At 63.9% G+C, this 19,325-nt stretch carries 19 protein-coding genes; 12 read left to right on the top strand and 7 right to left on the bottom strand.

Annotated features, from left to right (window positions below; all coding sequences use genetic code 11):
• Nucleotides 1-95 precede the first annotated feature (95 nt).
• Both AC1DY7_RS05240 and AC1DY7_RS05235 read left to right on the top strand, forming a co-directional pair.
• Entirely contained in the window at nt 96-1,283 is a 1,188-nt protein-coding gene (locus AC1DY7_RS05240; RefSeq protein ID WP_477492598.1) for an amidohydrolase family protein, read from the top strand.
• A gap of 14 nt (nt 1,284-1,297) precedes the next feature.
• Nucleotides 1,298-1,864 (top strand): TetR/AcrR family transcriptional regulator, encoded by a 567-nt coding sequence (locus AC1DY7_RS05235; protein ID WP_477492597.1) that lies wholly within the window; start codon nt 1,298-1,300, stop codon nt 1,862-1,864.
• Here the strand turns inward: AC1DY7_RS05235 and AC1DY7_RS05230 are convergent.
• The 4 genes from AC1DY7_RS05230 to AC1DY7_RS05215 are packed head-to-tail and all read right to left on the bottom strand — an operon-like array spanning nt 1,861 to nt 5,697.
• Nucleotides 1,861-2,682, bottom strand: coding sequence for an enoyl-CoA hydratase/isomerase family protein (locus tag AC1DY7_RS05230; RefSeq protein ID WP_477492709.1), 822 nt, complete (start codon nt 2,680-2,682; stop codon nt 1,861-1,863). The genes AC1DY7_RS05235 and AC1DY7_RS05230 overlap by 4 nt on opposite strands.
• Nucleotides 2,683-2,687: 5 nt before the next feature.
• A complete protein-coding gene (locus tag AC1DY7_RS05225; RefSeq protein ID WP_477492596.1) occupies nt 2,688-3,764 on the bottom strand; it encodes an NAD(P)-dependent oxidoreductase in 1,077 nt (358 codons plus the stop codon).
• A complete protein-coding gene (locus AC1DY7_RS05220) occupies nt 3,761-4,876 on the bottom strand; it encodes a TauD/TfdA family dioxygenase (protein ID WP_477492595.1) in 1,116 nt (371 codons plus the stop codon). The genes AC1DY7_RS05225 and AC1DY7_RS05220 overlap by 4 nt, the downstream gene beginning before the upstream one ends.
• A 38-nt stretch (nt 4,877-4,914) precedes the next feature.
• Nucleotides 4,915-5,697, bottom strand: a complete 783-nt coding sequence (locus tag AC1DY7_RS05215) for an HpcH/HpaI aldolase family protein (RefSeq protein ID WP_477492594.1) — start codon at nt 5,695-5,697, stop codon at nt 4,915-4,917.
• Between the two features lie 78 nt (nt 5,698-5,775).
• On the opposite strand from AC1DY7_RS05215, the gene AC1DY7_RS05210 reads away from it, so the two are divergent.
• From AC1DY7_RS05210 to AC1DY7_RS05200, 3 genes are read left to right on the top strand one after another with little or no spacing between them, the layout of a single operon-like run.
• Nucleotides 5,776-6,921 (top strand): acetyl-CoA acetyltransferase, encoded by a 1,146-nt coding sequence (locus tag AC1DY7_RS05210; RefSeq protein ID WP_477492593.1) that lies wholly within the window; start codon nt 5,776-5,778, stop codon nt 6,919-6,921.
• The gene (locus tag AC1DY7_RS05205) at nt 6,921-7,334 is read left to right on the top strand and encodes a Zn-ribbon domain-containing OB-fold protein (RefSeq protein WP_477492592.1); all 414 of its coding nucleotides are present in this window, start codon (nt 6,921-6,923) and stop codon (nt 7,332-7,334) included. Before AC1DY7_RS05210 ends, AC1DY7_RS05205 begins: the two co-directional genes overlap by 1 nt.
• 1 nt (nt 7,335) lies before the next feature.
• Complete coding sequence (locus AC1DY7_RS05200; protein WP_477492591.1) at nt 7,336-8,637, top strand: amidohydrolase family protein; 1,302 nt, start codon at nt 7,336-7,338, stop codon at nt 8,635-8,637.
• Nucleotides 8,638-8,649: 12 nt separating this feature from the next.
• Here the strand turns inward: AC1DY7_RS05200 and AC1DY7_RS05195 are convergent, their stop codons facing one another.
• Complete coding sequence (locus AC1DY7_RS05195; RefSeq protein WP_477492590.1) at nt 8,650-10,224, bottom strand: class I adenylate-forming enzyme family protein; 1,575 nt, start codon at nt 10,222-10,224, stop codon at nt 8,650-8,652.
• Between the two features lie 55 nt (nt 10,225-10,279).
• Between AC1DY7_RS05195 and AC1DY7_RS05190 the strand changes: the two genes are divergently transcribed.
• On the top strand, nt 10,280-11,143 hold the full coding sequence (locus AC1DY7_RS05190; protein WP_477492589.1) for an SDR family oxidoreductase: 864 nt from the start codon (nt 10,280-10,282) through the stop codon (nt 11,141-11,143).
• A 3-nt stretch (nt 11,144-11,146) separates the two neighbouring features.
• On the opposite strand, the gene AC1DY7_RS05185 is transcribed toward AC1DY7_RS05190, so the two are convergent.
• Complete coding sequence (locus tag AC1DY7_RS05185; protein WP_477492588.1) at nt 11,147-11,968, bottom strand: enoyl-CoA hydratase/isomerase family protein; 822 nt, start codon at nt 11,966-11,968, stop codon at nt 11,147-11,149.
• 97 nt (nt 11,969-12,065) lie between these two features.
• On the opposite strand from AC1DY7_RS05185, the gene AC1DY7_RS05180 reads away from it, so the two are divergent.
• From AC1DY7_RS05180 to AC1DY7_RS05155, 6 genes are read left to right on the top strand one after another with little or no spacing between them, the layout of a single operon-like run.
• The gene (locus AC1DY7_RS05180; RefSeq protein WP_477492587.1) at nt 12,066-13,316 is read left to right on the top strand and encodes a hotdog family protein; all 1,251 of its coding nucleotides are present in this window, start codon (nt 12,066-12,068) and stop codon (nt 13,314-13,316) included.
• A 7-nt stretch (nt 13,317-13,323) separates the two neighbouring features.
• Complete coding sequence (locus AC1DY7_RS05175) at nt 13,324-14,130, top strand: enoyl-CoA hydratase/isomerase family protein (protein ID WP_477492586.1); 807 nt, start codon at nt 13,324-13,326, stop codon at nt 14,128-14,130.
• Nucleotides 14,127-15,371, top strand: coding sequence for an acyl-CoA dehydrogenase family protein (locus AC1DY7_RS05170; RefSeq protein ID WP_477492585.1), 1,245 nt, complete (start codon nt 14,127-14,129; stop codon nt 15,369-15,371). Before AC1DY7_RS05175 ends, AC1DY7_RS05170 begins: the two co-directional genes overlap by 4 nt.
• On the top strand, nt 15,368-16,180 hold the full coding sequence (locus tag AC1DY7_RS05165; RefSeq protein WP_477492584.1) for an enoyl-CoA hydratase/isomerase family protein: 813 nt from the start codon (nt 15,368-15,370) through the stop codon (nt 16,178-16,180). Before AC1DY7_RS05170 ends, AC1DY7_RS05165 begins: the two co-directional genes overlap by 4 nt.
• Nucleotides 16,177-16,977 carry an enoyl-CoA hydratase/isomerase family protein gene (locus tag AC1DY7_RS05160; RefSeq protein WP_477492583.1) on the top strand — a complete coding sequence of 267 codons (801 nt, stop codon included), beginning with the start codon at nt 16,177-16,179 and terminating at the stop codon, nt 16,975-16,977. Before AC1DY7_RS05165 ends, AC1DY7_RS05160 begins: the two co-directional genes overlap by 4 nt.
• Nucleotides 16,978-16,999: 22 nt before the next feature.
• A complete protein-coding gene (locus AC1DY7_RS05155) occupies nt 17,000-18,460 on the top strand; it encodes a class I adenylate-forming enzyme family protein (RefSeq protein ID WP_477492582.1) in 1,461 nt (486 codons plus the stop codon).
• Here the strand turns inward: AC1DY7_RS05155 and AC1DY7_RS05150 are convergent.
• The gene (locus tag AC1DY7_RS05150) at nt 18,411-19,274 is read right to left on the bottom strand and encodes a hotdog family protein (protein WP_477492581.1); all 864 of its coding nucleotides are present in this window, start codon (nt 19,272-19,274) and stop codon (nt 18,411-18,413) included. The genes AC1DY7_RS05155 and AC1DY7_RS05150 overlap by 50 nt on opposite strands.
• Between the last annotated feature and the right edge of the window lie 51 nt (nt 19,275-19,325).

Raw genomic sequence — 19,325 nt, 5'->3', positions numbered from 1 at the left:
CACCTCGTGGGCAGCCGGCGCGCACATGCGGTATCGTCGGAAACAGTCATTCTCTAATCAGGAAATGAACCGTCCCGCCCCGAAGGAGTGCAGCGTTGAGTGCAGACATCCCCATCGTTTCGCCGGACGACCACCTGGTGGAGCCTGCCGACCTGTGGACCAGCCGGCTGCCCGAGCGCTTCCGCGAAGTCGGACCGAGGATTATCCGCCACCGCGGTCGGATGGATCCGACGGTTACCTCGGATGTCGCATTCGTCGACGACGAGGACGGGCGCGACGCCGACATCTGGCATTACGAGGACGCGATCATCCCCATCCCGCTGATCAGCGCGGCGGCCGGGTATGAAATTGACGAGCTCACCACCGACCCGATCACGTATGACGAGATGCGTCCCGGTTGCTATCGTCCCGCTGACCGCCTCGCGGACATGGATATCGCCGGCATCGAGGCATCAGCGTGCTTCCCCAATACTCTTGTCCGCTTCTGCGGCCAGCGATTCCTGCACGGCAAGGACAAGGAGCTCGCCCTGCTTTGCGTACAGGCTTACAACGATTTCCAGATCGACGAGTGGGGCGGCGGCTCCAATGGTCGGCTGATCCCCCTCGGCATCATCCCGCTCTGGGACGCCAACCTCGCCGCCAAGGAAGTTGAGCGGGTCGCGGCCAAAGGCATGCGCGCCGTGTGCTTCTCCGAGCTGCCCGCACGACTGGACCTACCGTCGATCCACAGCGGCTACTGGGACCCGTTCTTCGCAGCGTGTGAGCGCAATCAGGTGGGCATCATGCTGCACATCGGGTCCAGCTCGTCACTCACCAAATCATCGCCCGATGCCCCCCACGTGGTGACCAGCGCTCTGATGGCAGTGAACTGCACCATCGCCCTGGTCGACTGGCTGTTCTCGGCTAAGCTCAAGCAGTTCCCCAGCCTCAAGATCGCATTCGCCGAGGCACAAGCCGGCTGGATCCCTTACTACCTGCAGCGTGTCGACGAGGTGTGGGAGGACCGCCGCGCCTGGGGCGGGATCCACCCGTTGCTCACCGAACCACCCAGCACGCAGGTGCCCGGCCGCATCTGGTTCTCAACCTTCGGCGATCCGGTGGCGTTCCGCATCTTAGACCTTGTCGGGCCGGATCAGCTGATGTTCGAGACCGACTACCCACACAATGACACCAACTGGCCGCACAGCACCGCGGTCGCCAATAAGGCGACTGAGGGCCTTGATGAGGAAACGAAGCGAAAAGTGCTGTCCACCAACGCAAAAAACTTCTTCGGAATGACCTAGCCCCGAATACGAGGTTGACGACCAGGCATCACCGCCGGGCTCGAATCGTCGAAGCTGCAGGAGCCATAGCCTCGGCCGGCGGCTACGACGCGGTGACCATGCGCGCCGTCGCGGCACGTGCCGATCTGTCCACCGCAACGCTCTACCGGTACTTCCCGTCCAAGCATCATCTGTTGGTCGCGACCTTGGCGTGTTGGCTGGAACGGTTCGAAAGCCGTCTTGCGCGTGACGATCGCCAATACGCCGACCCGTTCGACAGCCTGTGGTCGGTCGTCGACGTGCTCTTCGCCTCCCTCCATCGCAGTCCGTTGCTGGCCGAGGCCATGGCCCGGGCATACGCAGTCGCCGATGCCTCTGCCGCCGAACAGGTCGAGAACATTCGCCTCCAGCTCACCGACATCTTTGCGAGTGCACTCGGCGACGACGACGCCGAAGGGACCAACACCGTCATCGGGGCACTGCTGTCAGATGTTTGGGCGGCCAATGTATTAGCGCTGTCCCACAACAGAATCAGCGCCTCTACGCTGCGCCGGCGATTGGCGGTCACCGTGCGCCTGCTCGCAGAACGTGCTGCGGGCTAGATGGCGCGCCAGTCCGGACGGCGCTTCTCCAGGAAGGCCCGTGGACCCTCGATGGCGTCCTTGGTCAACGCAACCTTCATCCGGTAGTTCTCGGCAAGCAATTCAGCCTCATAGATCGGCAGGGTAAGACCCTTGCGCACCGCCATACGAGAACCACGTACCGCCAACGGTGCATTGGAATTCACCGTCTCGGCGATCTCCCAGGCACGTGCCATCAGCGCATCGGGCGGCACGACCTCGGTGAAGATTCCCAGCTCGTATCCGCGCCGGGCATCCAGGCGCTCGTGCTTGCCCATCAATACCAGTCGCATGGCCACCGGCAGCGGCAGGATCCGGGCAAGGCGGACCGCTTCACGCCCCGACGTCACACCGATGCTCACATGCGGGTCCATCAGCGTCGCCGTTTCCGAGGCGATGGTGATATCCGCGGTGGTCACCAGGTCTATCCCAGCACCGCAGGCGATCCCGTTGACCGCGCAGATGATCGGTTTCGTCATCTGCAGCCATGGCGGTGTCGCTTCCTGAGGTGCATCCCACTGCCGCATTGAGCTCAGAATCGGCTCGCCCTGGGTGTCGATACCTGCGGCATTTTGTGTGTCGTGGTCTGCAGCCTTGTTGACATCGGCTCCCACGCACAACGCCCGGCCGGCGCCGGTGACGATCACTGTCCAGATGTCCGGCGATTCTTCGATCTCCGCGTACACGCCGGCGAGATCGGCGATCATCTCGTCGTTTATCGCATTGAGCACTTCAGGCCGGTTGAGTGTCACGCATGCGGTGTGGCCCCGAACCTCGAGACGGACCGTCTGACATTGCATGCTGCTCATCCTCGATTCGGTGGGGTGTTTGGGCGGAAGCCGAAGATGTCGTGGAAGCGTTCGCAGTACCGTGGCCACACATCGGGATTGAGCAGGCGTGGCGGTCGCTGACCTCCGAAGATGCGCAGCCACTGGTTGGCGGTGGCCACCGCGATATCGCGGGCCGCCTCGACGGTGATGCCCGCTGTATGGGGGGTGGCCACAACATTGGCCAGCTGAAGCAGCGGGTCATCTGACCGCGGAGGCTCGTTGTGGAAGACGTCCAGGCCGGCGCCGGCGATATCGGCACTGACGAGCGCATCGAGCAGGGCCGCCTCATCATGGATATGCCCACGCGCCGTGGTGATGAAATAGGCCGAGGGCTTCATCGCAGCGAACTCCGCACGCCCGATGAGACCTTCAGTCTCGGCGGTCAACGGGCAGGTGATCTGCACGAAATCGGACCGGCGCAGTAGGTCTGCCAATGGCACCGCGGTAACTCCGAGAGCATCGGCCCTTGTCTTGTCGAGGTAAGGGTCGAAGACGACAATGTCCATGCCGAAAGGCGCGCACAGTTCGACGAGACGGCTCCCGATGGCCCCGAGTCCCACGATGCCGACCGTTTTACCCAGCAGCTGGCTGCCCTGCAGAATAAGGCGGTTCGCGACGGGACCCGCCCGGAGCGCACGGTCGGAGATGGTGATCTTCTTGGCCAGATCGAGCATGAAACCGAGTGCATGCTCGGCCACGGCCTCAGCACCGGGACCTGAGTTGTTACATACTGCGACGCCGGCCCGGGTGCACGCCTCGATATCGATGACGTCGTAACCTGCCCCTGCCGAACACACTGCCAACAGATTCCCGCAGCGAGTGACCAGTTCCGGACCCGCCAACCACTGCGACCCACCGGTGACCGTCGCGGTGTCAGTGCGGGTAGCCACCTGGTATCCGTGCGCGGATTCCAGTGCTGCCCAACCCTTTTCAGCGGAAGCAGATAGATCCAGCCTGATCACGTCGAGATCGGCCAGTTCGAGCACATCCCCGGCGACCGGGTCGGTCCAACGTTCGTAAACCAGCCTCGGCTGCGGAGCTGCCCCGCTCACCGGTCGAACTTGGGCTTTGCCTGAGCCGCCTTGAACATATCGGCCAAGGCAGTGTCCACGTTTTTATAGTCGTTCTGCGCGACGGTACCGTCGCGGCCATCCACCACGTCGTATCCGAGTCGCAGATCCTTGTTCTCCATGTGGAAGTACTCCCGCCCTAATGGCAGCCGACGATCCACACGAGGAACCTCCATCCAGGCGCGCAGGAAGCACCGGGCCTTCTTCGGATCATTGCTGCTCACGAAGTCAGAACGGGAGTGGCACATGGCGAAGTTGTTCGCGACCGCGGCCTCACCCGATTCCAGCCGGAACTCGACCTGCTGCTCGATGAGCACTTTGCGCAGGAACTCGATCGCCTCCTCCTGCTCCGGAGTGAAGTCTCGGCCGATGGTCTTCATCGCGGGCAGGATGCTGCTGTAGGTGAAATTGATGCAGATCCGGCCGTCGATCTGGGAGAACACTGGCACGTCATAAGGTGTCACGTCGGGCTGATCGTCAGGCTGCTCACTGCGACGGTGATGTGGGAAGCCTTGGTAGAGGACGTCCAAGAGTTCAGGACGCTCGTCGAGAATGCGGTTGTGGGCTGCGGGTCCGCTGGCGAATTGGCTCGCACCGCCACTGAAGGCCGGGTACACGCACAGCAGCGAGAGGATATCGGCAGCATCATTGTGCATAGCCAGCTCGGCGCTAGATTTGGTGCCGCGGGCAGGCTGGGTACCGTTGGGCAAGATCTCTTCCTGCACGCGCACCAGGCGATGCCCGAATGAGTTGTTGGACACTGGGTAACCGAGGTGCCAGCAGAATGCCCAGTAGATGCGTTCCAAGTCCTCGATCGAGTGCTTCTCGACCGGGAATCCCCGCACGCAGGCCAGTCCCTTGCCGAACATCAGATCCTGGTACAGCCGTCCTAGATCGTCGTCGAGGTCTGGGTGCCGCACGTCGCCCAATGTGATGTCGTCGCGGTTCTTCTTGGCCGTCTTCAGTAGGATCGACTCCAACGCAGCCACATTGCGTGGCGTCAGATCAAAGCAGAAATCCTCTTTGCTGGTGAAGTCGGCACCGGTCCAGCTCATCGAATCGGTGACGGGTTCGGTGTAGATCGCGGTGGGCATCCGTGCTCCTGTCGTCATGGTGTGGCCTGGGCGCTCCTTCAACGGCCATTCGATAGTGCACGAAGCGTCTGCGCCCGGGTGGTGGCCGCCTCGGTCATCATGCCGACGTCCGTGCCGGCCGAAATGAACCGAAGGCCGAGGCCAAGGAAACGTTCCAGCAGGTCCAGCGACTTGATACCGGCCACACCCAGCGCCACGCCATGCTCACGACAGGCCGCCGAAACAGATCTTACCGCATAATGGAAACGTTCATTCTCGTAGTCGCCGTGAATTCCCATCTCGGCCGTCAGGTCGCTGGGCCCGAGCAGAATCATGTCGACACCGGGAACCTCGGCGATGGTGTCGCAGCGTTCCACAGCTTCTGGGGTTTCGACCATCACCGCAACCACTGTCCGCGACTCCAGCACGGCGGTGAGCTCCTGCGGCGAGTGAGGGCCAAAACCACTGACCACGTTGGGTCCGGAGATTGATCTGCTCCCCACCGGGGGGAACCGTGCCGCCGCAACGACCGACGCGGCTTCTTCCGCCGAATTCACATGGGGAACAATGACTCCGGTGGCACCGCTGTCGAGTACCCGAGCAACGATGCTGGCGTCCGCCGTGGGGACCCGCACCAACCCTGCAATACCCGCTCCCGCCGCGCCTGCACACATCATCGCGGCAGTGTCCAACGACGTCGAAGTGTGTTCGAGATCGACATAGATCGCGTCGTAACCGCATGCGGCCGCGATCGCGGGAACTTCAGGCGTCCGTGAGTTCAGCAGGGCTAGGCATAGCACCAATCGATCGCCACGTAGCTGCACCCTCAGATCCTTTTGCACCGGACTCAGGGTAGTCCAGACGAGAATGATGATTACGCTAATTCGGAAACGACGTTATCGTTGTGGTTACCATGAGCTATGCCAACCAGACGTGTCGCGATCGTGGGAGCCGCACTCTCTGACTGCGGCCGGGTTCCCGACATGACCGCCATGGGGCTGATGGCCCAGTCCGCACGCCGGGCGGTCACCGACGCCGGCCTGAGCAAGAACGATATTGGGGGCTTCGGCGGCCACGGGACGTTACTGCCGCCGATCGAGGTCAGCGAGTACCTCGGCCTGCGGCCGACATGGGTCGACGCCACGAATGTCGGTGGATCCTCTTGGGAAGTGATGGCCCGCCATGCAACGGCGGCAATTGCCGCGGGCGAAGTCGATGTGGTCCTGCTCACCTACGGCTCGACCGCACGCTCCGACGTCAAACGCCGGGTACGCGCATCGGCGGCGGCGATGAGCACCGGCGGCGCAATGCAGTACGAGGCGCCATACGACGCGTCGCTCATCGCGAAGTACGCGATGGCGGCTCGACGACACATGATCGAGCACGGAACCACAGTGGAACAGCTGGCCGAGGTGGCGGTCTCGGCACATGAGTGGGCAGCCAAGAACGACAACGCTTTCGAGCGCGGTCGCATCACCGTCGACGATGTCGCAGCGGCACCCATGCTGGCTGATCCATTCACCGTCAAACATGTGTGCCTGCGTACCGATGGCGGTGGCGCGGTGGTACTGGCGAATGAGACCGTCGCACGCCAATGCGCCAGGGAACCGGTCTGGATTCTCGGCTCCGCTGACGCGACCTCCCATGTGAGCATGAGCGAATGGGCCGACTTCACCACGTCGGCGGCTGCAATTTCCGGACCCGCCGCCTTCGCGCAGGCCGGGGTGCAACCGTCCGATATCGACGTGTGCCAGCTTTACGACTCCTTCACCGCCACCGTGCTGCTGACGGTGGAAGACCTGGGCTTCTGCGGCAAGGGTGAAGGCGGAAAGTTCATTGAATCCGGCGCGCTGCGGCCCGGCGGGGTGCTTCCCACGAATACCGACGGAGGGGGCCTCGCCTCCTGCCACCCCGGAATGCGGGGCATGTTCCTGATGGTGGAGGCCGTGCGTCAGCTGCGCGGTGAATGCGGGGAACGTCAGGTCGACAGTGCCGAGCTCGCCTGCGTGCACGCGATGGGCGGCTTCTTCAGCCACAGCGCAACGATGATCCTGGGGAGGAGCTGATGCCCGCATCAGATCGGCCAACGATCGATACCGACAGCGAGGCGTGGTGGACCGCAATCCAAGAGGGCACGCTGCTAGTGAACGTATGCGGCGTGTGCAGCCGAAAATCGTTGTATATGAGGCCCTTCTGTCCGTACTGCTGGAGCGAGGCGGTGTCTGCCGTCCCGGCCAGCGGGCACGCAACGCTCTACACCTGGACCGTGATCCCGCCGAACGCCACACGCACATCCATTGTGGTCGCCATGGTCGATCTGGCGGAGGGACCCCGCTTGATGACCAATATCGAGAACTGCGCACCCGAGGCACTGGAGGCCGGACTGGAACTGATCCTCGATTTCCGTCAGAACGACGACGGCTTCGCCGTGCCTGTATTCACGGTCAAGCCCGACACTCCCGCACCCGAGAGGAACTGAAATGAACAAAGACGACATGATTTTGGTCAGCGTCGATGACCACATCGTCGAGCCGCCCGACATGTTCAAGAACCACCTGCCCAAGAAGTATCTCGACGAGGCGCCGCGTTTGGTCCATAACGCCGACGGCAGTGACACATGGGAGTTCCGCGATGTCGTCATCCCCAACGTGGCACTCAACGCGGTGGCAGGCCGACCCAAGGAAGAGTATGGTCTGGAACCCCAAGGGCTCGACGAGATCCGGCCAGGCTGTTACAAGGTCGACGAACGCGTCATGGACATGAATGCCGGAGGCATTCTGGGCTCGATGTGCTTCCCGTCGTTCCCGGGTTTCGCCGGACGGCTGTTCGCCACCGAGGACCATGAGTTCTCCCTCGCACTCGTGCAGGCCTACAACGACTGGCACGTGGAAGAGTGGTGTGGCGCCTATCCGGCCCGGTTCATCCCCATGACGCTGCCCGTGATCTGGGACGCCGAGGCGTGCGCCAAGGAGATTCGGCGCAACGCGGCTCGCGGAGTGCACTCACTGACGTTTACCGAGAACCCAGCGGCGATGGGCTATCCGAGCTTCCACGACCTGGAGTACTGGAAGCCGATGTGGGACGCATTGGTTGACACCGACACCGTCCTCAACGTACACATCGGGTCCTCCGGCCGGCTGGCGATCACCGCGCCAGACGCACCGATGGACGTGATGATCACATTGCAACCGATGAACATCGTTCAGGCTGCCGCGGATCTGTTGTGGTCCAAGCCGGTGAAGGTTTACCCGGACCTGAAGATCGCGTTGTCCGAGGGCGGCACGGGCTGGATCCCATATTTCCTGGACCGCGCCGACCGGACCTACGAGATGCACTCGACGTGGACCGGTCAGGACTTCGGCAACCAGAAACCCTCTGAGTTCTTCCGTGATCACTTCCTGACCTGCTTCATATCAGACCCCGTTGGCGTGGAACTGCGACACCAGATCGGGATCGACAACATCTGTTGGGAAGCGGACTACCCCCACTCGGATTCCATGTGGCCCGATGCGCCCGAAGCGCTCGACGAGGTGCTCAAGAAATTTGACGTTCCCGACGCCGACATCAACAAGATGACCTTCGAGAATGCGATGCGCTGGTACCACTGGGATCCGTTCAGCCACATCAGCAAGGAGCAGGCGACCGTCGGAAGCCTGCGTAAGTCCGCCGAAGGCCACGACGTCACCATCCAGGCGCTGTCGAAGCGGGAGCATGGCACTCAGTCGTCTGATTGGCAGGCACAGATGAAGCAGGCCACCGCCAACGTCAGCGGCTCAGACTGACTGCGTCGTAATCTACTGCGCCAGGAGTAAACGGTCGGCCACCACGCGTGGCCGACCGTTTGCGTTCTCGTGCAGTTTCTTTCGCTCCACCTTGCCGTTGGCGTTGACCGGAAGCGGTTGGTCCCAGAAAACCAGTTCCTCGGGCAGCTTATACTTCGGCAACCCAGCCGAGGTCAGCGCTTCGGCCACACCGGTCAGCGAGAGCTCCGCGGCGTCGTCGAGCACCACGGCGACCGCCAACCTCTCGCCGGTGGCGGCATCGGGCACCGAGTAGGCGGCGCACTCGCGCACACCGGCAATGGTGGCCACCGCCTCTTCCACCTCCGCAGCCGGAATCTTGAGCCCGTTGCGGATCACGATGTCCTTGATCCGGCCGACGATCCGCACCCGTCCGGCGCTCAATTCGGCGATATCCCCGGTGCGGAACCAGTCTTGGTCGAATGCCGCCGCATCATCGGCGGCATCGGTGTAGCCGAGAAAGGTATGCGGGCCGCGGATGCAACATTCCACGGGATCCCCAACCGAACCCACCCGCACGTCCACATCGGCCAGCGGCACGCCGTCGTCCGCGTGGCGCACGGGCGCCGGGTCGGAGCGCAGCCCGGACGTGCTGACGGGTACCTCTGATGAGCCGTACGCGCGCATCACGATGATGCCGAAGTCATCCTCGATGCGTTCGACAATCCGCCGGTCGAGCATGGTGCCTCCCAGATAGACCGCCCGCAGAGGCACGATCTTGTCCCGTGCCACCACTTCGTCGAGCAGTCGGTCCAGTAACCGGTCGGGTCCGCCATACCAGGTGGCCTCGGTCGACAGCATCAGTTCACAGGTCTTGGCAGGGTCCCATCGATCTTCCAGCACGACCGGCACCGCCAGCATCGGACCGATGAACAGCGCTTGCAACACTCCGGTGACCGAAGCTAGCGGGCTGATCAGGAAGATCCTGTCCCCCGCTCCCAACCCGGCGGCACCGATGTAATTGGTCGATGCCTTATGCAGGGTGCTGAGTGAGTGCACCACTCCCTTGGGTTTCGACGTTGTTCCCGACGTGTAGAGCACGAACGAGGGTTGGTCGGCCGCGCGCTGTGGCCGGATCGGCTTTGGGGCGGCCGGCGAGGAGTTAGCAACGTCCGGGATCCAGGAGCATTGCATCGCCAAATCAGATTCATTCGCAGTCGGCCAGTTCGGCGCCAGCCCGATCGGCGCTCCGGTGCGCTCGATGATGTCGACGACCTGTGCGGCGCCCGCACTGCGCGGCACCAGTAGCACCACCGCGTCGGCGCGCAGGACCGCATGGACTGCGATGACGGAGTCGACGTCATTGCCGACCACCACGACCACCGGAGTCCCCGGAACCACCCCGGCCTCGGCCAGGGCGGCACATCTGCGGTCGACTCGTTCGTCGAGTTCGGCGTAGCTCATTTCGACGCCCCGCCCGACGAGTGCCGACCGAGTCGGATACCTTGCCGCGGTGAAGCGGACGACGTCCAGCGGGCGCTGAGACCATGAGCCCGCCGAGCGGTATTGGTCCCGCAGCGATTCCGCACGTAGCGTCGCATTCGCCAGTAGCTCACCCGGTCGGGTCATGCGATCCTCCGATGCAAATAGAAATTCTCATTGATGCAAATGTAACCTCTCATCCATGTCAATCACATTCGACGACCAGGTAGCAATCGTCACCGGAGCCGGCGGAGGGCTCGGCCGCTGTCACGCCCTCGAATTGGCGCGCCGAGGAGCCCGGGTAGTGGTCAACGACCTCGGCAGCACAGTCGACGGTAGCGGTGCGTCCACATCGGCCGCGCAGAGTGTCGTGGACGAGATCACCGCCGCGGGCGGCACCGCCATCGCCAACGCCGATTCGGTCGCCACCGAGTCGGGTGGACAGGCCATCGTCGCGACCGCCGTCGATGCCTACGGGCGCGTCGACGTTCTGGTGAACAATGCAGGCATCTTGCGCGATGCGGCCTTCAAGAACATGACCGGGGCTCAAGTGGACGCGGTGATCGCCGTACACCTCACCGGCGCGTTCAACGTGACACGCGCTGTATGGCCGGTCATGCGCGAGCAGAATTACGGTCGAATCATCCAGACAACCTCGGGCACCGGCCTTTTCGGGAACTTTGGGCAAACCAACTACGGGGCCGCAAAGATGGGGCTCGTCGGTATGATGCACGTGCTGGCCATCGAGGGCGCCCGAAACGGCATCACCGTCAACGCCATCGCACCCATCGCACGTACGCGTATGACCGAGGACATCATGGGCGAAGCGGGCAAAGCCATGGACCCCGAACTCGTCACACCGGTGGTCGCCTACCTGGCGCACCGCAGCTGCACCCGGACGGCGCACATCTACTCGGTGGGTGCCGGCAAGGTGTCGCGCGTTTTCATCGGCGTCACCGAGGGAATCGAAGATGTGGGACTGACACCGGAGTCGGTGGCCGACGCGATCGATCAGATCGATGACAGCACGTCATTCACGATTCGCGGGGGCCCGGCGGCGGGTTGAGCCTCACCGACCCGTGAAGTCCGGTGGCCGACGTTCAGCGAAGGCGCGCAGCCCCTCCTGCAGGTCCTCGGTTCGGGAGATCACCTCGGCCGCCCAGGCTTCCTGCTCGAACGCTCGCTCACGTCCGGATTCCGAGGACACCGACAACAGCCGTTTAGTCAGCGCTAGCATCACCGACGGACCCGCCGCGAGCTGGATTGCGAGGGCATCCGCCGTCTGTTCCACCTGCTCGGCCGGCACCACACGATTCACCAGACCCAACCGCCCACAGGTGGCCGCATCGACCGGCTCGCCGAGCATCAGGATCTCGGTTGCTTTGCGAAGGCCCACGATGCGGGTAAGGAGGTGAACCGCGCCGGAATCCGGCAGGATCCCTCGATGGACGAAAGCCTCTAAGAGAGTGGATTGTTCGGACATCACCACGATGTCACAGGCAAGCACAAGGCTGGCACCGGCGCCCACTGCGGTTCCACTGACTGCCGCCACGACCGGCTTGTCACAATCGAGCACCGCACCCACCAGTCGCTGCCAGCCCTGCTGCAGCATCCTGGCGATATCGCCGGGCCTGCGATCGCCGGCCAGTTTCGCGCCACTGGCGCCCGGCCGAGAAGCCAAGCCTGCGCCCGCGCAGAAGTGTCGCGCGCCCGCCGAACTCAACAGTACCGAGCGCACCTCGGGATCGCCGTGGGCACTGAGAATGGAATCTGCCAATGCATCTCTTGCCAACGGCGACAACGAATTACCAACGCTTTCGCGGTCGATGACGATACGTTTCACACCGTCGGGACCGATACTGACGACGATCCCGGACTCTTCCTCGGACATCTCACCCACCCTGCGTTAACGGCGTTTCCGCTTTTCGGGTATCTTAATTCTCACCTTGGCGGCGACCAAGGCATAGCGTCGATGAGGAGGCTGCGCGATGACCGGCACCGGCCAGATCACCGAGGACGGCCTGGCACGACTACGGGCCACCATTGGCATTGCCGTCCCGCACACCCAGCCTCCTCATTACCAACGTCCAAACGAAGACGCCTTCCGCCACGTTGCAGAGAGCTACGGGGATGACAACCCGCTGTGGCGGGATCCGGAATACGCAGCCAAGTCGGTCTGGGGAGAATCGATCGCACCTCCCGCCCTCATCGGCGGTGACACGCTGATCGGTGAGGACGAGGTCAGCGAGCTCTCCGAGGCCGACCGCGCACTGACCAAGGGTGATCCGCTGAGAGGGGTGCACGCCTTCTACGCCTCCTCATCGCGGGAATGGTGGGCGCCGCTACGGGCAGGCCACCGGGTCTTCCGCCGTAACGCACTGGTGGCGGCTCTGGACAAGAGCAGCGATTTCGCCGGGCGTGCCATCCACGAGTGGTCGGCCCAGGTTTTCCGGGACGACGAGGGCATCATTCTCGGCGGCCAGTACCGGAACATGATCCGCACCGAGCGGAGCAAAGCACGTGGACGCAAGAAGTACGACACCGTCGAACTCAAGACCTGGACGCCGGATGAGATCGCGGAGATCGACGCCCGGTATCCAAAGGAGGCGCCACGCGGGGCGGAGCCACGGTGGTGGGAGGACGTCACCGAAGGTGACGCGGTCGGACCACTGACCAAGGGGCCACTGACAGTGACCGACATGGTCTGCTGGCACGTGGGCATGGGTACCGGGATGTATGGCGTTCGTCCGCTTCGCCTGGCGTGGAGCAATCGGCAGCGGATCCCCCGCTTCTACACACCGAACGAGCACGGCGTGCCCGATGTTCAGCAGAGGGTGCACTGGGAGCCGGACGCAGCCCGTAACGCGGGCAATCCCACGACATTCGACTACGGCCGGATGCGCGAGACCTGGCTCATCCACCTGTGCACCGACTGGATGGGTGATGACGCCTGGCTGTGGAAACTGGACTGCGAATTCCGGCTGTTCAATTACGTCGGTGACCTCCACACCATCGGCGGCACGGTGGTGCGCAAGTTCCTCGCCGATGGTGACCGTCCCGCCGTCGAAATCGAACTCGCGGCCACCAGCCAGCGAAACGAGATCACCGCGCCGGGCCGGGCCACGATCCTGTTGCCGAGCCGCGAACGCGGGCCGGTCCGGCTGCCCGACCCACCTGGCGGGGCGTCCGACCTCGCGGAACTGCTGACCGCAGTCTCGGCGCAGTTCGCCGAGCGCTGAGCCTCAGATGACGTACTCCAGCGTCGCCGGCCTGACGGTCGAACATCGCGATCGCGAACTCCGCCTCACACTCGACCGCGCCGAGCGACGCAACGCCGTCAACGATGTCGTTCTCGACGCGATGATCGAGCATATCGCCGCGGCCGGTACCGACGAAGAAGTCCGCGTCATCCGCATCGACGCCGCCGGCAGGGATTTCTGCGCCGGATCGGACCTGATCGCGAATAACCAACGGTCCGAACGGAAACCGCGGGTGGGAACTACCCAGCGCCGAATGCCGAACAAGGCCAACCGACTGATTCCGCTGATGCTGGAGACGCAGGTTCCCATAGTCTCGGTGGTCCGCGGCTGGGCCGCTGGGCTCGGGTTTCATATCGCGATGGCCTCCGACTTCTGCGTGGCCTCGGCAGATGCTCGGTTCTGGGAGCCGTTCATGGCGCGCGGCTTCAGCCCCGACAGCGGTGCGGCCTGGCTACTTCCCCGGGTGATCGGGATGGTTCGCACCCGGCGACTGTTGATGCTCGGCGAGGAGATTTCGGGCGCCGACGCCGCCGACTGGTACATCATCCACGGCGCCCACCCTGCGGAGCTCCTCGATTCTGCGGCAGATGAGCTGGTGGACAGGCTGGCGTCTGCTCCAACGGTGGCGCTGGGCCTCACCAAGTGGCTGTTGCAGAGCGGCCACGGACTGGATCTGGATCGGCATCTGCACAACGAGGCCATGGCTCTCGAATTATCCAGCCGAAGTGAGGATTTCAAAGAGGGACTGAAATCTTTCCGAGACAAGCGGAATGCGGAGTTTCAGGGCCGATGACATTACCGATCAGTGAATCGAGCAGCGTCGACGATGCCGTCGCCACGGTTGAGCAGTGGGCGCGGACCGAGGTGCCCGCGCATTGGCGAGCCGCGGCACTCGACGGCCCACAGGCGCTGCGTGCGGTCCGTTCTCCTGCCGATTACCGAGCCTGGTATCCCACCTTCGCCGCGACCGGCCTCGTCGCCCCGACCTGGCTACCCGAGCACGGCGGTCTCGGGATCTCCAATGAGATTGCGCGCGCCATCGACTCGGTCCTGGCGCCGCTACGGCTGACCCGGCTGAACCCGTTGGGAATCAACAATGCAGCGGCCGCACTGTTCAGTCATGGCACCGAGAATCAACGCCTGCGGTTCCTGCCTCCGATCGTGCGCAACGAAGAGACGTGGTGCCAGCTCTTCAGCGAGCCCGGCGCCGGCTCGGATCTGGCATCGCTGGCAACCCGCGCCGTGCTCGACGGAGACGAATGGGTGATTACCGGACAGAAGGTGTGGACCACCTGGGCCGATGAGGCAGACTTCGGAATCCTGCTCGCGCGCACGGACCCCGAGCAACCGAAACACAGGGGCATCACCTATTTCCTCATCGATATGCACCAACCGGGTGTCGTAGTGCGTCCACTGCGGCAGATCACCGGTGAACGGGAGTTCAACGAGGTGTTTCTGGACGGCGCCCGGGTTCCCGACGAGCATCGAGTGGGCGATCTCAACGACGGCTGGCGGGTCAGCGCGTCGACGCTGTCCAGTGAACGTCAGATGGTGTCAGGATCCGGTTCGGGCGGCATGGGTCGCCTCGGAGGTTCCAGTGCACAGCGCTTGATCACGCTCGCCCAGGAATGCGGACGCTGGGCCGACCCCGTCATCCGGAACAAGGTCATGCGGTTGTGGGCGCAGGAACAGATCCGCGGCTGGACCAACAGCCGCGTCCGGAAGGCGTTGAAGGCGGGCCAATCACCAGGTGCTGCATCCTCCATCGGCAAGGTCCATCAGGCCACCCTGAACCAGCAGATCCAGGATCTGATGGTGGACCTGAGCGGCCCCGAAGCACTCGCGTGGCCCACCACCGACGACCCTGACGCGCTCCCCCGCGACGTTCAGGGCTGGATGCGCAGCCTGGCGAACGGCACCGAGGGCGGCACCACCGACATCAACAAGAACATTCTCGGTGAGCGCGTTCTTGGGCTGCCCAAGGAACCCGATCCGTGGAAGGGCAAACCGTGGAAGGACATTCCCCGATCGTGAGTGCCTACGAGAGGATCGTGGTCGAAAAGTCAGCCGGGGTCGGGTGGCTGATCCTGAACCGTCCCGACGCCGGTAACGCGTTCGACGCCTTGATGCTCGACGAGCTCGAGTCCGCGTGGTCGGATCTTGACGCCGACCCTGATGTTCGCGTCATCGTCAATACCGCGAACGGCCGGTCGTTCTGTACCGGTATGGACGTCGTGCAGGTCGCTCGTGACAAGAACGCCATGCGCAAGCACTCGCGGCGCACACGGGATGCTGAGTTGAAGATCTCGTCCTGGCACTGTGATGTCTGGAAACCGGTCATTGCCGCGGTGAACGGGGTCTGCGCGGGCGGCGGCCTGCATCTGGTCGCCGACGCCGACATCGTGATTGCCGCCGAACGCGCGGCTTTCGTCGACCCGCACGTATCGGTCGGGCAGGCTGTTGCATACGAGGCGATCACGCTGTTGCGCAAGTCTCCGATGGAAGCCATCGCCCGAATGACGCTGAGCGGGAGGGGTGAAAGGATCTCGGCCCAGCGCGCCTATGAACTCGGCATCGTCTCCCAGGTGGTCGCCGACGACGCGTTGCGAACCGCGGCGGGCAGTCTGGCCGCAGCGATCGCCACCAATTCTCCGGCCGCGATGCGGGTGACCAAACAGGCACTGTGGCGTTCGTTGGAAGTAGGCCTTAGCCAGTCCCGTGAAGAGGCCGCACACGTTATTGACCGATACGCCGGACACCCCGACCAGGAAGAAGGAGCTCGCGCATGGCTGGAACAGCGTGAGCCCCGATGGCAGCCCTTGGCGACGGCGGAGGCGCAATGACTTACGAGCGGCTCCTCATCGAGCGGCGAGGACCGGTCGGATGGCTCATCAACGACCGTCCCGACAAGCTCAATGCCTACGACGTGGTGATGCGCGACGAGTTTCGCCGTGCCTGGGCCGAACTCGACGCCGACCCCGACGTCCGGGTGATCGTGCACACCGGCAACGGCCGCGCGTTTCAGGTGGGCGCCGACGTCGAGGAACTCGATGGCGATGCGGTGCAGCAGTTCCAGGAAACGATGACGACCCTGGACCTCGGACTCACCGGATGGCACTGCAACGTCGGCAAACCCATCATCACCGCGGTAAACGGTGTGTGCGCCGGCGGTGGCCTGCACTGGGTGGCCGACGCCGATATCGTCATCGCCTCCTCGAACGCAACCTTCGTCGATCCGCACGTGTCGATCGGCCAGGTGAGTGCACTGGAGACCATCGCGCTGATGCGCAAGATGCCAGCCGAGGCGGTACTGCGCATGGCGCTGGTCGGCAGCCACGAGCGACTCACCGCCCAACGTGCCTATGAACTCGGCATGATCAGCCAGGTTGTGGATCCCCCGGAGCTCCTGCGCGAGGCCGCTCAGGAGCTGGCGGAGAAGATCGCCATGAACTCTCCCGCCGCGATGCGCGCCACCAAACGCGCGCTGTGGGGTGCCTTGGAGCACGGGCTGACCGACGCATGCCGGGAAGGTGCGAAGCATTTGACCTCGATGTGGGGTCACGCCGACCAAGACGAAGGGCCGCGGGCCTTCGCAGACAAACGCAGCCCGCAGTGGCTTCCCCTGGAGTCGGATTCATGAGCAAAGCTAGCGAGGCGACCGCATGAATCTGGCCGAACTTCTCAACAGCCTGCCCGAAGTCGCCGTCCACACCCTCCGCGGCGACGTCACATGCGCGGACCTGATCACTGCGGCTGAGCGTCTCAGCCGGCTACTCGCCGCGGCCGAGCTACAGACCGGTCAAGTGGTCGCAGCGATGCTTCCCAACGATTCCGTCACCGTCGCAGCCCTATTCGGAACCTGGCAGGCCGGTGGGGTGTACACCCCACTCAACCCCCGGGCCGCCGACGCGGAGTTGGTATCGCAGCTGGCCACCCTGCGACCCGTCGCCGTCATCACGACACCCTCACTGGCGCATCGCTTCTCATCGTCGGGGTTACCGGTGATCACCGGCGCCGAAATGTCCTGGCAACTGACCGCCGGGGACGGACCCGACGATCCCCGGCAGTACGACGGTGACGTTGCACTATTGCAGTTCACCTCGGGCACCACCGGGGCGCCGAAGCCAGTGCCCCTACGACACGCCACGGTTCTGGATCTCATCGATCGCCTGTTGGCGAAGCTTCGCGGAAAGTCGGACCCCGACAGGCCCAAGCGAGCGCCGATGCCCAACTTGGTGCCGCTGTCACTCTCGTTGTGGGCTGGCATCTACCAGGTGCTTTTCGCGTTTCGTGCGGGTTCCGGCGTGGTGTTGATGGATCGCTTCACCCCGGCAGATTTCGCCGCCCTGGTCAAGCGACACCAGTTGCGCTCCACGGTCCTACCGCCGGCCGCGCTGACGATGTTGCTGCACGATGACAGGGTGAGCGACCTGTCGCCGCTGAAGATCGTGCGCTCCATCACCGCCCCGCTTTCTCCGGTGCAGGCTGCTCGGTTCCGCGACAGGTTCGGCGTGCTCGTGTTGAACTCTTACGGCCAGACCGAACTCGGCGGCGAGGTGGTCGGCTGGTCTGCGCCCGACGCCCGGGCGTGGGGTGAAACAAAACTCGGTTCGGTAGGGCGCCCGCTGGCCGGTATCGATGTGACGATCGATGACAACGAGGTGATGGTGCGCACCCCCACCACGGCAGCACGCAAGATCGACCCGGCCTTCCTGGACCGGCTCACCGAGGACGGCTGGTTCCACACCGGCGATCTCGGCTGGTTCGACGAGGACGGTTTTCTCTGGCTCGACGGACGTGTCTCGGACATGATCAACCGCGGCGGGCTGAAGGTGTTCCCCGGTACCGTAGAGGACGTCCTGCTGGCCGCTGACGGGGTGCGTGAGGTCGCCGTGGTCGGCGTGCCCGACGAGCGTTTAGGAGAGGTGCCTTGGGCGTTTGTCGCCCGCCTCGACGACACTGTGACGGAGCAGGCGCTACACGCGTGGTGCCGGGATCGGTTGACTCCCTACCGGGTGCCCGCGCGCATTGTGTTCGTCGAAGAGCTCCCCCGCAACGACGTTGGCAAGGTGGTCAAGCGCGAGCTTCTCCCCCTCGCCGAAACACATGCGTCGCAACGGTGACCAACTTGCCGTTCGCACCGTCGTCGTAGACGAGCGTGCGCGCCGCGACGGTGTCATTCGCCCCGGCCAGCGGCTCGGCCTCGAATCGGAACGGACCAGCCTTCGCCCGGGCCAGAAACATCGTGTGCGACGAGACGCCCGCGATCGTGTCCGTGGGCACCATGTCGGCCACACTGCTGCGGGCCGCAGTCTCGGTCATCACGAATTGTGGACCGACGTGTAGCGCCGCATCGGGTGAAGCGACCTCGGCCGACAGCTCGGGAAGCACCCATGTGGCCGCATCGAGTTGGCGACCGCCGAATACCTGCCACAACGGTGGCAGATCGGGCGAATCAATCACCTCGATCGGATCTACAGCCATTTTCTGCAGACCGCCAGGCGGAACACCGATCGTCACACCCTGACCTTCGGTAACCGCCAGCACCCGCGACGGATCATCGGCGTCGACGAGCAGAGATCTGCTGTAGGCCATGTTGCGACCCCGCTTCAGATCCTCGGTCCGCACCTCGAACCGTGTCACGCCGACGCCGGCATCGAGAACCTGGCAGGAGTGCACGACCGGGTTCGGGACGGCCTCCAAATCGGACACCAGGCCGCCCTCGGGCGAAGCAATACCGAAGACACACAACAGAATCCCGCCAGCATCGTCGAGCATGTCGGAGCGGACCGCGACGGTGTCATCCGTTGGCCCGACGTTCATCGAGGTGTGGGTCCGTCCGATATAGCGGTAGCTGAGCAGGCCACCCCATCGGCGTTGCAGTTCCGAGGCGTATGCAGCCGGATCTGCCGTCAGCTCTCTGATATCCCGAATCATGCAGCCTCCGTGCTTATCCGCCGATAGTTCGCAGATTGGGCTGCCTCAAGA

This window comes from Mycobacterium sp. P2_H7, from assembly GCF_056403275.1.
The sequence above is the reverse complement of the archived record's forward strand: the minus strand, read 5'-3'. Positions and strand labels throughout refer to the sequence as shown.

Excerpts from the sequence above, each read along its gene's own strand:
- AC1DY7_RS05230 (WP_477492709.1), bottom strand. The coding sequence starts at position 2,682 with ATGCAATGTCAGACGGTCCGTCTCGAGGTTCGGGGCCACACCGCATGC.
- AC1DY7_RS05220 (WP_477492595.1), bottom strand. The coding sequence starts at position 4,876 with ATGCCCACCGCGATCTACACCGAACCCGTCACCGATTCGATGAGCTGG.
- AC1DY7_RS05210 (WP_477492593.1), top strand. The coding sequence starts at position 5,776 with ATGCCAACCAGACGTGTCGCGATCGTGGGAGCCGCACTCTCTGACTGC.
- AC1DY7_RS05205 (WP_477492592.1), top strand. The coding sequence starts at position 6,921 with ATGCCCGCATCAGATCGGCCAACGATCGATACCGACAGCGAGGCGTGG.
- AC1DY7_RS05200 (WP_477492591.1), top strand. The coding sequence starts at position 7,336 with ATGAACAAAGACGACATGATTTTGGTCAGCGTCGATGACCACATCGTC.
- AC1DY7_RS05195 (WP_477492590.1), bottom strand. The coding sequence starts at position 10,224 with ATGACCCGACCGGGTGAGCTACTGGCGAATGCGACGCTACGTGCGGAA.
- AC1DY7_RS05190 (WP_477492589.1), top strand. The coding sequence starts at position 10,280 with ATGTCAATCACATTCGACGACCAGGTAGCAATCGTCACCGGAGCCGGC.
- AC1DY7_RS05185 (WP_477492588.1), bottom strand. The coding sequence starts at position 11,968 with ATGTCCGAGGAAGAGTCCGGGATCGTCGTCAGTATCGGTCCCGACGGT.
- AC1DY7_RS05180 (WP_477492587.1), top strand. The coding sequence starts at position 12,066 with ATGACCGGCACCGGCCAGATCACCGAGGACGGCCTGGCACGACTACGG.
- AC1DY7_RS05175 (WP_477492586.1), top strand. The coding sequence starts at position 13,324 with ATGACGTACTCCAGCGTCGCCGGCCTGACGGTCGAACATCGCGATCGC.
- AC1DY7_RS05170 (WP_477492585.1), top strand. The coding sequence starts at position 14,127 with ATGACATTACCGATCAGTGAATCGAGCAGCGTCGACGATGCCGTCGCC.
- AC1DY7_RS05160 (WP_477492583.1), top strand. The coding sequence starts at position 16,177 with ATGACTTACGAGCGGCTCCTCATCGAGCGGCGAGGACCGGTCGGATGG.
- AC1DY7_RS05155 (WP_477492582.1), top strand. The coding sequence starts at position 17,000 with ATGAATCTGGCCGAACTTCTCAACAGCCTGCCCGAAGTCGCCGTCCAC.
- AC1DY7_RS05150 (WP_477492581.1), bottom strand. The coding sequence starts at position 19,274 with ATGATTCGGGATATCAGAGAGCTGACGGCAGATCCGGCTGCATACGCC.